Below are 14,061 nucleotides of genomic sequence, written 5' to 3'. Positions count from 1 at the left end.
ACGTTTTTTTATCGTGAAAGTAAACGATGGACTGTTGCAATATCACTCGGTGTCGTACGACAACACCCACCGATAATTTGTGCCCCGGCCGCTAACCACTTGGGAACAAAGCTATCAAAAGTATGACTTAGATTCGTGGCCTGCCAAGTCTTAGTCACTGGATCATACTCATCCCCTGAATTGGGATAAACGATTAAGGGAATCGTCACCGCGGCCCTTAAAATGGTTAATGCTGGTTCAATATTTTCTAGACTGGTACAGTTGACCCCCACGGCCACAACCCGTGGCTGGACGGCAACCCATTTGGCAGCAACGGCTAAAGAGGTCCCATCACATAAAGTTGCTGGATCTTTCAGACTAAAACTGACCCAATAATCTTGAGTTGGAAATTCAGTCGTCACTAGTGAAACTAACGCTTGAACTTCCTCAAAATTAGGCATCGTTTCTAACGCCAAAACATCGACACCCATCCCAGTCACTAATTGGAGACGTTCGCGGTGAAAGGCTTGATACGCTGTTTTGCTCAGTTGATAAGCACCGGTATATTCGCTGCCATCCGCCAAATAGGCGCCGTATGGTCCAATACTCCCTGCCACTAAGCCTGTAAAGTCGGCATGTTGGGCCGCATAATCGTCCCGTGCCTGTTTGGCAATTTGCACGGCTTGTTGGGTTAACTTACGAGCCGATTCAGCGGTAAGGCCGGCAGTCACAAAAGCTGGTACATTAGCTTGGTAGGTGTTGGTTGTCGCCAATTGCGCCCCGGCTGCAAAATAACTTTGATGGACCGCATAAATGGCAGCCGCATGATCGATCATCGCTGTAGCTGACCATAAAGCACTGTCAGTATCCACCCCACGTTTTTCTAATTCCGTTGCCATCGCACCATCCGAGACGACCGGGCCGCGCTGTAATAACGTTTTCATTGATGAAACTTGCATAATCAGTTTCCTTTCCATGCTTAGATTATGATTATCTCATCTTATTCTAATTAATCCAAGTCTGCAAGGAGTTCTTTTCATGTCAAAACAAACACATTTGAACCGACAAATGGAATCGCGACACGTCTTGATGATTTCACTTGGTGGCGTGATTGGGACCGGGCTGTTTCTAAGTTCAGGCTATACCATTCACCAAGCTGGTCCAGTCGGGACTTTATTGGCCTATACGATTGGGGCTATTCTGGTCTACCTCGTCATGTTGTGCCTTGGTGAGCTCGCCGTCGCCATGCCCTATACAGGGGCTTTTCACGTTTATGCCAAAAAATATATTGGTCCAGGGACCGGCTTTACGGTCGCCATTTTATATTGGCTCACCTGGACAATTGCCCTAGGTTCCGAGTTCACCGCAGCTGGCCTGATTATGCAAACCTGGTTTCCACACAGTCCAACTTGGCTCTGGAGTCTCCTCTTCATGGTCGTTATTTTCACCGTCAATGCGATGTCCGTCCGCTGGTTCGCTGAAGCGGAATTTTGGTTTGCCAGCATCAAAGTAGTTGCAATTATCGCGTTTATTGTACTTGGCAGTTTAGCAATTGTCGGCTGGTTACCTTTGCATGGGCAGTCAACCGCACCTTTATTATCTAATTACACGAAAAATGGTTGGTTTCCGAATGGCTTTGGTGGCGTTTTTACCACCATGCTGACGGTTAACTTCGCGTTTTCTGGGACTGAACTAATCGGCATCACGGCTGGTGAAACGAAAGATCCAGCGCATACGATTCCCACCGCGATTCGAACGACACTTTGGCGACTAATCATTTTCTTCGTGGGGAGTATGTTTGTGATGGCGGCCTTAATTCCCTATCAACAAGCTGGGGTGACCCAAAGTCCGTTCGTCCTTGTTTTCAAAGAAATGGGCATTCCTTATGCCGCTGACATCATGAACTTTGTCGTCTTGACCGCCATCATGTCTGCCGCCAATTCTGGACTCTACGCTTCAACACGGATGTTATGGTCGCTGGCAAATGAAGGCACGATTCCCAAGATTTTCAAACGAACCACTAAACGAGAAGTTCCGTTAGTTGCCCTCATTACCAGTATGCTCGGCGGTATTTTGGCCTTATTATCCAGTGTTTACGCTGCCGGCTCGGTCTACTTGGTCTTGGTTTCTATTTCTGGGTTAGCCGTGGTCATCGTGTGGATGGCGATTGCCCTGTCAGAACTCAATTTCCGCAAAGCTTACCTTAAAAGTGGTAAAAAGCTCGCTGACCTAACTTACAAAACACCCGGTTATCCGGTTGTACCTTGGCTCGCTTTCATTTTGAGTGGTCTCTCTTGTCTACTGATCTGGTTTGATCCCAATCAACGTATTGCGCTCTATTATACCGTCCCATTCGTGTTAATTTGTTACCTTGGTTACTATGTAAGTCAAAAACTCAAATCACATAAAGAGGGCTAATTATGGAAACTATTAGTAAGAATACTGCTGAGTTATTGGTTGACTGTTTAGAAAATGAAGGAGTGAAGTACGTTTTTGGTATTCCTGGCGAAGAAAATATTCATCTCGTCGATGCCATCAATCACTCTGAAAAAATTACTTTTATTCTCACGCGCCATGAACAAGGCGCCTCATTTATGGCTAGCGTTTATGGTCGACTCACGGGAAATCCTGGTGTCTGCGTGGCTACTCTGGGTCCGGGTGCCATTAACTTGTTATTAGGCGTTGCCGATGCTGAAACGAATTCCACCCCGCTCGTTGCCATCAGCGCTCAAGGTGGGTTGGATCGACTCCACAAGGAATCCCATCAAGTCATTGACCTCGTTTCCATGTTCAAGCCGGTGACCCAATACGCACGGATGGTCCTCACCACTCGTGCAGTGCCAGAAATGGTTCGTAAAGCTTTCTCCATTTCAAAACGTGACAAACCTGGGGCCACGTACCTATCGATCCCGCAAGATGTCGAAGTAGCACCTGCTGATCCGACTAGTCGACCGCTGCCGATTGCGCCAATTTCGGTTACCCAACCAACGGCTAGTGATATCGACCGGGCTGTCAAACTCATCGCGGCGGCCAAGCACCCCATCATTTTGGCGGGTGATGGCGTCACTTGGAAGCACGCTGAACAATATGTCCAACAACTTAGCGAGCTATTAAATATTCCGGTTGCCACGACTTTCATGAGTAAGGGCGTCCTCTCTGATCGCCATAAGAATGCCTTAGGCGTCGTCGGTTTTATGCGTAAAGATTACGAGAACTTTGCCTTCGAAGAATCCGATTTGATTATCGCAATTGGTTTTTCCATCCAGCAGTTTGATCCCAAAAAGATCAATCCGCGGGGCGATAAAAAAATCATTCATATCAATATGTTTCGTCAGGACACGGATAGTCACTACGATGTGACGTTGAATATCATCGCCAATATCCGCCCAAGCTTGGCTGCCTTAATTCAAGCCTTACAGGAACAAGATATTCATTTTGATCATCGTAAACCACTGATTCGTGAAATGATTCAAAAAGAATTGGCCACCGGTGCTAAGAGTGACGCGATTCCAATGCTGCCACAAAAAATAGTCAATGATACGCGTGCCGTTTTAGCAGACGATGACATCGTCTTGGTTGATACGGGAGCAGTGAAGATGTGGATGGCGCGACTTTATCAGACCTACCTGCCAAATACTTGTTTGATTGATAACGGTCTCTCCACAATGGCTTGGACGTTACCTGGCGCACTCGGTGCCAAATTGGCTTATCCTGACCGAACCGTGGTCGCAGTTATGGGTGACGGCAGTTTCATGATGAATTCACAAGAGATCGAAACCGCCATCCGTGAAAAGCTACATTTGGTCATCGTCATTTGGGAGGATGCTTCGTACGGCCTCATCAAATGGAAGATGGATATGGAATTGCAGCACCACGATGAAGTCGATTTTAATAATCCCGACTTTGTCAAATACGCCGAAAGTTTCGGTGCAGTGGGTTATCGTGTTGAACACGCCGCCGACTTTAAACAGATGTTGGCGACGGCGGTCGCTGCCAAGACTGGTGTGCATATCATCACGGTTCCGGTTGATTATCGTGAAAATTTGAAACTCATCAAAAAGCTGGGTAATACCACGATTCGCCTTTAGTTCGCAATTTCGTCACCAGCCTTAAAAATGATCGAGACGGCCTTGAGTTGGCCCACTCGATCATTTTTTAGTCCGACAAACTGAATTTTTGTTATCCTAACCAACTAAGCTAGCAGTTATCACCTGATAACCGTTGCCAGTCGTCACCTTTCACCCACTTAATAAAAATAATTATGCTATGATAAAAGCGAGTAAATTTTTGGGAGGGATTGCAATGGAAAAGGGTTTATTATTAGTCAATCTTGGTTCGCCGGCAACACCCGAAACTGCGGATGTGAAGCAATATTTGAAAGTATTCTTGAGTGACCCCAGCGTGATCGAAATGCCGGCCGCGCTTTGGCAACCCCTGCTACGAGGGATTATTTTACCATTACGGGCTTGGCGTTCGGCGACTTTTTATCGCGACAGTTGGTTGCCCGCTGGTTCGCCATTAATTGTCCATACGCAAGCGATTCGTGACCTAGTCCAAGCCGACCTGCCCGATTTTGATGTACGCCTTGCCATGACTTATGGTCAGCCCAACATTGCCACAACCTTGAAATCAATGGCCGCCGCTGGTTGTCAACAAACGATTGTCTTGCCGCTTTTCCCACAATTCACTCAAAGTACGCATCAAGGTATCATTAGCCAAGCCGAAGCAGCCGGCGTCCCCATCACCATTATTAAACATTTTTATGAAGAGCCCGTTTATTTGCAGTTGCTAGCTCACAAAGTGTGGCAGGCTTATCAACAACATCATTATGATGCGGTTATTTTTAGCTACCATAGTATCCCAACCGCAATGGTCCGCCATGGCGATCCGTATCAACAAGAATGTCTCGCCACCACGGCCAAAACTTGCGCCCTTTTACCGGACTTACCAGCAGATAAAGTGATCACCGCTTATCAATCCAAATTTGGCCCAATGCCGTGGCTAAAGCCTTATTTAAAAAATGAATTAATGCAACTGGTCGAACTTGGTAAACGTGACGTTCTCATTGTGACCCCTTCATTTGTGGTGGACTGTTTGGAAACCATTGAGGAAGACTATGTTCAAAATTATCAGACCTTTAAAGCTACCGGCGGCGATCGTTTTGACCTCGTTTCACCAATGAACGCTGATCCTAAATTCAGCCAATTTTTAGCCGACTTAGCACGGCGTTGGTGGGAGGCGCAATCGCAACATGTCGAAACCAACTGAAAAAAGTCTTGCGGAAATTAATCAGAGTGTTGCCGTACCAGACGTTTATCAAACCGCTTTTTGGCAAAAGTTTCTTGCCTATAGTGGTCCGGGAGCGCTAGTTGCCGTGGGTTATATGGACCCAGGCAACTGGTTGACCTCGTTAGCCGGTGGCGGTCAATTTCAATATCGACTGCTGTCCGTGCTGGCGTTAGCCATCATCGTCGCCATGTTTATGCAGGCACTTGCCATTAAATTAGGCGTGGTGGCCCGACAAGATTTAGCGCAAGCAATCGCCAGCCACTTGCCAAAACCGATTCGTTACGCTGCCTGGATCTTAAATGAAATTGCCATGATGGCCACCGATTTAACTGGCGTGATTGGGACCGCCATTGCGCTAAAGTTATTGATTGGTTTACCACTGTTATTCGGCATCCTACTCACCATTGGCGATGTCCTGATTGTCCTGGTGTTTTTACGATTTGGCATTCGCCGTATTGAATTTATTGTACTCGCAGCCATCCTGACCGTTGGCATTATTTTCGGGATCGAAGTCAGCCGAGCACACGTGGCAGCTGGCGCAGTTGCCACCGGATTACTTCCAAGTTCCCTCATTTTTAAAAACCATCAAGCCTTGATTTTAAGCCTAGGCATCTTAGGGGCGACCATCATGCCGCATAATTTGTACTTGCACTCGTCCCTAGCTCAGAGTCGCCGTTACGATACCCATAATCCAGCCCAAGTTCAAGAAGCATTACGCTTTGCCAACTGGGATTCGACGGTGCACCTGATTGCCGCCTTCTTAATCAATGCCTTATTATTGATTCTTGGTGGCGCCTTGTTTTTCGGTCAGACGTCACATCTTGCCAGTCTTGAAGCTGTGTTCAACGGGCTAAAGAATCCAGCCATGGTAGGTCATTTAGCCAGCTCGCTGATGAGCGGCCTCTTTGCCTTTGCCCTACTCATTACTGGTCTGATTTCTTCAATTACCAGTACCCTAGCCGGACAAATTGTGATGGAAGGTTATCTTCACATTCGCTTACCTTTGTGGCAACGCCGGCTATTAACTCGGTTGGTCACATTGATTCCAATTTTGATTATTGGCGGGTTGGTCGGTTTTAGTGATCAGGCTTTTGAAAATTTAATTATTACGGCGCAAGTTGCGTTAAGTGTTGCGTTGCCATTCACTTTGTTTCCGATGGTCGCCCTCACTAGCCAAACTAAATTGATGGGTAAACACGTCAATTCCAAGTTAACGACTAATTTTGGCTATCTCCTAGCAACGATTATCACTGCTTTGAATATTTACCTAATAATCAGTTTGTAGGCAAATGGGCGCATCTTATTAAAATAGTACATTAATTGTCCGTCTACGTGGACCAGTACGTTTGCTGTGAGGCAGACCTGCAGCCAAAAACCGGTCTGCAGGGCGCTTTCAAACCGAAAATCACGTTTTAAAAGTCGGCCAGACACTAACCTGGGTAAACTCACCCAGCTAAGTATCTCGACACGGCAAACGAACTGGTCCACTCCGACGTTAGATAGTGGTTGTAATCAAAGTATTGGTAATCTTAGTATCTCCAAAATTCAATTGATATTAAGAAGCACTGATTAGCGCAGGTTGGGCTGGATGATGCTCAGTGGTGAAGTTTCTCTTGGCTGGTGGTTTTCCAGCTTAGAGAAAGCCCGGCTTGTGAGACCGCCTTTTGGCTCACAAACGTGGCCACCACGTTCCAGCATCAGTCCAGCCCAACCGAAGTGGCAAGCTAATTTGGGGATCTATGGTCCCCTAGTTTAATGCTTTAAATATGGCGTTAATTCCGTTTCAGTGTAATATAGTTGTTGGGTGCCGTTTACGCGCACTAAGTATCGCTCATGTTTGGTATCTTTGTAAACAATCACCCCGACTAATGTTGCCTTACCGATTTTTGCGTTGACGAGATCACCAATTTGATATTTTGTTAACATTTTTATCACTCCTTGTGTTTTAACGATAGCCTTAGTTTACAAAATTAAGTGCCGCTGAACAATCGACATAATCAACCAAACGATGTTTAATGAACACTTCGTTAAAATTGTTCATTAACTCAGAAGGGACTCCTCATGGCTAAAACTGATTTACGCGTGATCAAAACTAAGCGGGCCATCAAGACCGCCTTCAACCAGTTAATCGTTAAAAAGCCAGTCAATAAAATTACGATTACTGAACTCACGCAGCTGGCCTTGATCAATAAAGGCACCTTTTACTTACATTACCCTGATATTTATGCTCTTTATGATGAAGTGTTGGCAGAATTCGCGCAGCAAAGTGCCGCAAATTCCACAGCTTATCCATTATTATTTACGCATAGTCGCACCTTTGTCCGTGAATTTTTATTTGGTGACACGCCAACACCAACAGCCGATCAATTGGCGCTGTTGAAGCCTGAGAACAGCCGTTTTGCAACTGATTTCCCACAAGTCCTGTTAGCCGCTTTTAAGCAGGCAATCTATGCGGTTGGAAAGCTCACTCCCAACCAAACCAATGATATCAAGCTTGATTTCTTGCTAAACGGTATGATTGGTTTACTCGTAAAACCAGCTTTACTCAATGCTGATGATCCCGCTTGCGTTGAATTCACGGTACAGTTTGTCAGTCGCATGATTGAACAAGCTTTACCGGAATTCTATCCTACTAAAAAAGTTGCGTCTGACTAAATCAGTCGCAACTTTTTTAGGTCTATCCCTGTGCAGCAAGTTGTGTGGGCTGTGCCAGCCAAGTCACAATCTCATGACAAATTTCTGCCGGCGTTAACGCATCCGTCGATATCACTAAGTCGGCGGCCTGAGCATACCATGCTGCACGTTGCTGCTTCAATTGTAGCAACGCTGCCAAATCCAACGAATTCACTAATGGCCGACCAGCATCCGCCGCGACCCGCGCTAAAATCGTTGCGTCGGTCGCATCCAACCAAATCACCGGGGTCGAACTCGCCATCAAAATCGCCACATTCGCTGCAATTGTGGCCGTGCCACCGCCCGTGGAAAGTATTCCGGGCTGTTTTAAAGCCGCTTTGAGGGTCACATGTTCCGCTTGCCGAAAGTAAGCCTCACCCTGCTGCTCAAAAATTGCCGTAATCGGCTGCCCCGCACGTGCCACAATCAACTCATCTAAATCGGCGTGCGTCGTTTGCAACTGTTGCGCTAACAAGCGGCCCACCGTCGTCTTGCCACTACCCATAAATCCAATTAAAATTGCTTCCATTAACGTTTCCTCACAATCTGATAGTCGGCGGCAGCTAACAACGCCACCGCAGCATCATGGGTCGCAGCGTTGCCAAAAGTCAGCTGTAGCACCCCATCCACTTCTTCACGAATCTCTAAAATATGAATATTGACTAAACTTAAATTTGCCTGAGCTAAACGCTGCGTCACCGCCGCAATCGCCCCCGCTCGATCCGGAATATTGATAAATAAATCGTAAAAGTTTGGTAAACTGCCTAAATGTTCGGGTCCTAAATGATCCCGTGTCGTTTTGGCGGCCGTAAAAAATTCGGTTAACGCTTGCCCATCGCCGGCTTCAATCGCCGTAGTGACCGTCGCCAATTCAGCGCTGAACGCCTGCAATTGACTGACCACTACCGTTGGATTGTTCAATAGAATGGCGGTCCACATCGTCGGATCTGATGACGCAATCCGGGTAACACTTTTGAAACCTCCCGCGGCTAAACGTAGTCCCATGGGTGAATCGGCTAACGCTAATTGCGTTTGATTCACCAACGCGGCGGCGACCACATGTGGCAAATGGCTCAATTGCCCCACCAAACGATCATGCTGTCTCGGCGTCACCGTCAGCCATTTCACTTTAGTGGCCGCTAACAATTCCTGCAATTGAGCTACCGCAGTTTTTGACGCGACTCCGGGAACTAAAAAGTAAAAGGCGTTTTCAAACAGATCTGCACGGCCGGCTGCAACACCTGATTTATGCGATCCCGCCATCGGGTGCCCGCCGATAAACGTGATGCCTTGTTGCTGGAGCGGTTGTGCTGCCGCCATCACTGTTTGTTTCGTACTCCCAACATCCGTCACGATAACGTTCGGTTTTAAAGTCAGTTGCGCTAAAGTAGCCAAATCAGCCGTAATCACACTAACGGGTCCTGCCAAAATGATCACTTCTGCGTCTAACGCTGCCTTTGAGAAATCAGTCGTCACTTCATCAACGAATTGATGCTGTTTCGCATAACTTAAACTGGCTGGCTGAACGTCACTGCCCACAATAGTGACGTCTGGATGTCCCAATTTAATCGCTCGCGCTAACGAGCAACCAATCAGCCCTAAGCCATGAATGACCACTTGTGTCATGCTAAGACCTCCGTTGCCGGCAGTAATTGCCGAAGATCTTCAAAAAACGTTGGGTAAGAGATATTAATCGCCGTCGCTTGCGCTAATTGTAACGAAGTCGTTAATCTCAACGCCGCAATCGCCACCATCATCCCGATGCGATGGTCACCGTGACTGTCCATCTGGGTCGTTTGTAGCCGCCAAGGTTGCCGACCGTCAATTATGAAGCCGTCCGGTTGTGCCGTAATCGCCACACCCAACTTCCGCAATTCCGTACAAATAGTGCTAATACGATCCGTTTCCTTAACGCGTAATTCGCCAGCACCACTAATATGGCTCACTCCGTCGGCCGTGGCAGCTAGCAGTGCCACTAAAGGTAATTCGTCAATCACGGCAGGAATATCGGCTGCCGTAAGGTCGATTGGCTGTAATTTGGCCGCGGTCACGGTTAGATTACCCAATGGCTCGCCGGGATTTTGGAGACGCTCAATCTCAATTTTGCCCCCCATTCGCGCTAAGACATCGAGTAAGCCTGTGCGCGTTGGATTAAGTCCAACCCGTTTCAATGTGATTTTCGAACCCGGCACGATACTCGCGGCCGTGATGAAAAACGCTGCTTATGACAGGTCACCTGGAACCGTCACCGTCTGTCCCTGAAGTTGCGGCTGCGGTTGCACGGTAATCGTGCGGTGATCAACGGCCGTCGTAATTTTGGCCCCAAACGCGTTGAGTAACCGTTCCGTATGGTCTCTGGTCGGTAACTGTTCAACGATCGTGCTAGGTGTCTTTGCTTGTAATGCTGCCAAGATCAAAGCACTTTTAACTTGCGCACTGGCAACCGTCATATCGTAATGTGTTCCCTGTAAAGGCCGGCCATGAATCGTCACTGGCAAATGGCCGTCAGTTAGCGTCAGCTCAGCTCCCATCGTTTGTAACGGTTCGCTAACTCGCGCCATCGGCCGTTGACTTAACGACGCATCACCAATCAACGTACTGTCGAAGGCTTGTCCGGCCAATAGCCCCATTAGCAAACGGGTCGCAGTCCCTGCGTTTCCCATTTGTAAGGCTTTTTTTGGCGCAATGAGTCCCGTTAAGCCACGCCCCTGGACTTGAACCGTCGTCGCTTGCCGCGTGATTTGGACACCTACCTGCTGTAGCGCCGTTAAGGTCGAGAGACAATCCGCCGCAGGCAAAAAATGCTGAATCGTGGTCATGCCATGACTGATGGCGCCGATCATTAAACTACGATGGGAAATACTCTTATCCCCCGGAACAGTCAAGCTGCCATGGAGACCCCTTGCCGGTCTCGTGATTAATGTTTTCATTTAATTGTCTCCTCATTAATTTGATAAACACACCACACCATCGCAGGTGCCAGTTGTTTGATAAGCCGTTCTTGTGGCGTTAAAGTCACATTTTTTAAATTAGTCAACACATAAGCGGCGCGATTTTGTTGATAAGCCTGATACGCTAAGTACTTACTACTAGCCGTCTGAATCGTCACTGGTTGCACGATCCGTTGTAGCAACTGGGCGGTCGCGGCATGTGTGTAACCGATCCGATTATCGGCATCTAACCGTTGCACCACGACTAGCGGGTCTAATTGCGTGATGAAACAATCCTTTAACGTTAATTGCGCCAGTAACGCGTAATGCACATCTCCCCAGCTGGCTTGCAACGTCGTCGATTTAAAAGCCGCCGGAATAAGCAACCAATCCCCCGCATAAGCCGCTAAATGCGTTAAGATTGTTTCAAAACTCGGATGACCAATGAGTTCAAAGTGGCTTTGCGGATGTGCTTGCTGATAAGTGATTGCGGCCGCAAAACTATCCGTAGCTGCGGGTCCAAGGGTATGCAAGCGCATGTTAATAATCCCGCAATTCAGTGCGGTATGTCTTCAACATGGCTTGCAATCGAGTCAGATTACTGCCATCAAACGTGGCCGTGATTGCGCGAGCTAATTCAATCGCAACCACACTTTCAACCACGATTGAAGCGGGCACGATTGCCGTGGTATCGGAACGTTCCACACTGGCTTTCTTAACCTCTTTGGTTTGAATATCCACACTTTGTAACGGTTTGTATAAGGTTGGGATGGGCTTCATCGCCGCTTTCAAAATAATTGGCATCCCATTGGTCATCCCGCCTTCAAAACCGCCCAAATGATTCGATAACCGCGACCAGCCATTTTCAGCATCCCAATCAATTTCGTCCATGACCTGACTGCCGTAATGGGCTGCCGCGTCAAAGCCATCGCCAATTTCTACCCCCTTCATTGCGTTCACACCCATCACCGCTGCAGCAAGCTGACCATCAAGTTTCGTTTGCCAATTAGTGTAACTGCCTAGTCCCGCGGGTACGTTCTCAGCCACGACTCGAATAACACCACCAAGCGTATCCCCAGCTTTTTTCGTCGCCATAATCAACTCATGGATTGCGGCGACCTGATCTGAACTTGCCAAACGCAAGTCGTTTTGTGCCACGGCATGCGTCAGGGTAGCCACATCTAACTCATCCGCTGGGTCCACTTTAATGGCCCCAATTTGTTGCACATAACCGACTAATTGGATCTCTAATTGCGCTAAAAGTTGCTTGCAAATTTGACCAATTGCCACTCGCATCGCCGTTTCACGTGCTGAGGAACGCTCTAACACATTTCGCAGATCTCGATGACCATATTTCATACCACCAACCAAATCAGCGTGTCCTGGTCGTGGTCGGGTCACCCGACGCAAGGTATTTTCAGGCGTTGCGGGACTGACCGGGTCCATAATCTGCTGCCAATGAGCATGATCCCGGTTTTGAATCGTCAACGCAATCGGCGATCCCAAGGTCACGCCATGCCGTAAACCACCCGTAATCGTCACCATGTCATGTTCGATCTGTTGGCGATTACCGCGGCCAAAGCCGCCTTGCCGAGCGGTTAAGCCAGCATTAATGGCATCGATATCTAATTTTAATCCGGCCGGTATGCCGGTTAAGATCCCAGTAAGTTCCGGGCCATGTGATTCCCCGGCAGTCATGTAATCAATCATTTGAAAGTTCCTCCTTAGTTGACTTCGGCGTTGGCTGAGCCGCTGCCTGCGTGTTGCGCTGTGTTTGGTAATCGCGTGAATTGGCCATAATAGCTTGGTAAATCGCTTGTAGATATGGCGTGTGCGCTGCCTTTCGACTCTGTGATGCCACGCGGTCCAGAACGATTGTTTCACGTTTAGCATCTAAAACTGGTAATTGTGAAGCTTGTTTTAACTCACCAATCACGGTCACCGTTTCAAACCGTTGATTGAGTAATTTCACGATTTGTTGATCAATCTGATTGATTTGCCGGCGCTCGTGGGCTAATGATCGGCTAGGCCCCAGTGCCCACACGGTTAAGAGCACCAAAGCCAAGCCAGCAAAACCAATGACTAAGTCAAAACGCATTGCAGCGCCAATACTTTGTTTGGACAACCAGCCGGTGATCAGTGGGATCGTGAACGAAGCAACACTCCCACAAGTGAAGTAGAGCCCCGTCATGCGCCCTTTGATCCGTGGGTAAAGTTTGAGTAACAAGTTCACCCCAACTTGTAGCACCCCACCAGCCGCCGCGAAACCGAATATAAACGAGGCCAGCATTGATAGCCAGGCCCAATGCGTCTCACTGACAACGAGCAACGCCACTAACGAAATCACATTCATCGGAATTAGCAAGTGCTTTTCCGCTAACCCTAACCGTAATAGTAAGAAAATAACTAAGACGCCGGTGATTGAACCGATGCTGTAAAGCGATAAGAGTAAATGTGCCACGACTTGGTGGTAGCCCATTTCCGTAGTGACAAACAAGCTGATCCATTGCGTGTATAAAATCATGAGGGCCATTGAAGTGTAACCGTAACCGGCCAGACCAATCGTTGCTAACCAGCGGCGCAGCTTGGACAACCCCGCAGCCGTTTCCGCAGTTTGGGCATCGGCTTGATTTTTAGCGGGAAAGGCTTGGCGATTAAGAAACCAGAAGTTAACGATTAAAATGGCTGCCGGTAACATGAAGGACCAGCCATACCACAATTGCTTGGCTTCAAGGCTCACGACCAGTAACGGCAAAACGAATTCGCCAACTGAGATAAAGGCCTTCAATAAAATGTTCGCCGACCCTTGTTTACCGCCCATTTCGATGAAAGTTGTGTAAGTTCCTGAATCCAACGCTGAATTCGCAATTCCGGCTAACATCGCTAATGCGTAGGCGACCTGAATATTTTTCACGAACGCCATGCCTACGAAAAAGATTAAGTAGCTCAGCATGCCAATATTTACAAAAACTTTACGACCATAGCGATCGGATAGACTACCGAAAATAAAGTATGCTAACAAACGACCAATGCCCACACCTGAAACTACGTATGAAACTGTCGCAATCGGGGTTTGCCAATGCTGACTCAAGGCCTGCATGTTTTGTGCTAAGATAATGAGGCCCAAGCCGTGTACTAAGTAGTTTAAGTACAGGCTCGCTGATAATTGACGCCGAGTTGATTTACTCAT

At 47.7% G+C, this 14,061-nt stretch carries 12 protein-coding genes and 1 pseudogene; 5 read left to right on the top strand and 8 right to left on the bottom strand.

What is annotated here, in order from left to right; translation table 11 throughout:
- Positions 1-8: 8 nt before the first annotated feature.
- Entirely contained in the window at positions 9-938 is a 930-nt protein-coding gene (mmuM, locus tag RA086_RS05285; protein ID WP_308702816.1) for a homocysteine S-methyltransferase, read from the bottom strand.
- A 79-nt stretch (positions 939-1,017) separates the two neighbouring features.
- On the opposite strand from mmuM, the gene RA086_RS05280 reads away from it, so the two are divergent.
- From RA086_RS05280 to RA086_RS05265, 4 genes are all read left to right on the top strand, one after another.
- On the top strand, positions 1,018-2,397 hold the full coding sequence (locus tag RA086_RS05280) for an amino acid permease (protein ID WP_308702815.1): 1,380 nt from the start codon (positions 1,018-1,020) through the stop codon (positions 2,395-2,397).
- 2 nt (positions 2,398-2,399) lie between these two features.
- Complete coding sequence (locus tag RA086_RS05275; protein WP_308702814.1) at positions 2,400-4,067, top strand: acetolactate synthase large subunit; 1,668 nt, start codon at positions 2,400-2,402, stop codon at positions 4,065-4,067.
- A 214-nt stretch (positions 4,068-4,281) separates the two neighbouring features.
- Positions 4,282-5,247, top strand: coding sequence for a ferrochelatase (gene hemH, locus RA086_RS05270; protein WP_308702813.1), 966 nt, complete (start codon positions 4,282-4,284; stop codon positions 5,245-5,247).
- On the top strand, positions 5,231-6,553 hold the full coding sequence (locus RA086_RS05265; RefSeq protein WP_308702812.1) for an Nramp family divalent metal transporter: 1,323 nt from the start codon (positions 5,231-5,233) through the stop codon (positions 6,551-6,553). The genes hemH and RA086_RS05265 overlap by 17 nt, the downstream gene beginning before the upstream one ends.
- A gap of 467 nt (positions 6,554-7,020) precedes the next feature.
- Here RA086_RS05265 and RA086_RS05260 read toward each other — a convergent pair whose 3' ends face one another.
- Positions 7,021-7,194 carry a hypothetical protein gene (locus RA086_RS05260; protein WP_308702811.1) on the bottom strand — a complete coding sequence of 58 codons (174 nt, stop codon included), beginning with the start codon at positions 7,192-7,194 and terminating at the stop codon, positions 7,021-7,023.
- A gap of 135 nt (positions 7,195-7,329) precedes the next feature.
- Here RA086_RS05260 and RA086_RS05255 point away from each other — a divergent pair, with 135 nt between their 5' ends.
- On the top strand, positions 7,330-7,923 hold the full coding sequence (locus RA086_RS05255) for a TetR/AcrR family transcriptional regulator (protein WP_308702810.1): 594 nt from the start codon (positions 7,330-7,332) through the stop codon (positions 7,921-7,923).
- Positions 7,924-7,945: 22 nt separating this feature from the next.
- Here the strand turns inward: RA086_RS05255 and RA086_RS05250 are convergent, their stop codons facing one another.
- The 6 genes and pseudogenes from RA086_RS05250 to RA086_RS05225 form a co-directional block, all read right to left on the bottom strand.
- On the bottom strand, positions 7,946-8,470 hold the full coding sequence (locus RA086_RS05250) for a shikimate kinase (RefSeq protein WP_308702809.1): 525 nt from the start codon (positions 8,468-8,470) through the stop codon (positions 7,946-7,948).
- Complete coding sequence (locus RA086_RS05245; RefSeq protein WP_308702808.1) at positions 8,470-9,567, bottom strand: prephenate dehydrogenase; 1,098 nt, start codon at positions 9,565-9,567, stop codon at positions 8,470-8,472. Before RA086_RS05245 ends, RA086_RS05250 begins: the two co-directional genes overlap by 1 nt.
- Positions 9,564-10,871 (bottom strand): annotated as a pseudogene (gene aroA / locus RA086_RS05240) (3-phosphoshikimate 1-carboxyvinyltransferase). Before aroA ends, RA086_RS05245 begins: the two are co-directional and overlap by 4 nt.
- A complete protein-coding gene (locus tag RA086_RS05235) occupies positions 10,868-11,410 on the bottom strand; it encodes an amino acid biosynthesis protein (RefSeq protein WP_308702807.1) in 543 nt (180 codons plus the stop codon). The pseudogene aroA and the gene RA086_RS05235 overlap by 4 nt, the downstream one beginning before the upstream one ends.
- 1 nt (position 11,411) lies before the next feature.
- Positions 11,412-12,581, bottom strand: a complete 1,170-nt coding sequence (gene aroC / locus RA086_RS05230; RefSeq protein ID WP_308702806.1) for a chorismate synthase — start codon at positions 12,579-12,581, stop codon at positions 11,412-11,414.
- The gene (locus RA086_RS05225) at positions 12,574-14,061 is read right to left on the bottom strand and encodes an MFS transporter (RefSeq protein ID WP_308702805.1); all 1,488 of its coding nucleotides are present in this window, start codon (positions 14,059-14,061) and stop codon (positions 12,574-12,576) included. Before RA086_RS05225 ends, aroC begins: the two co-directional genes overlap by 8 nt.

It is taken from the genome of Lactiplantibacillus brownii, from assembly GCF_031085375.1.
GTDB lineage: Bacteria > Bacillota > Bacilli > Lactobacillales > Lactobacillaceae > Lactiplantibacillus > Lactiplantibacillus brownii.
This window is presented reverse-complemented; position numbering and strand designations above follow the sequence as displayed.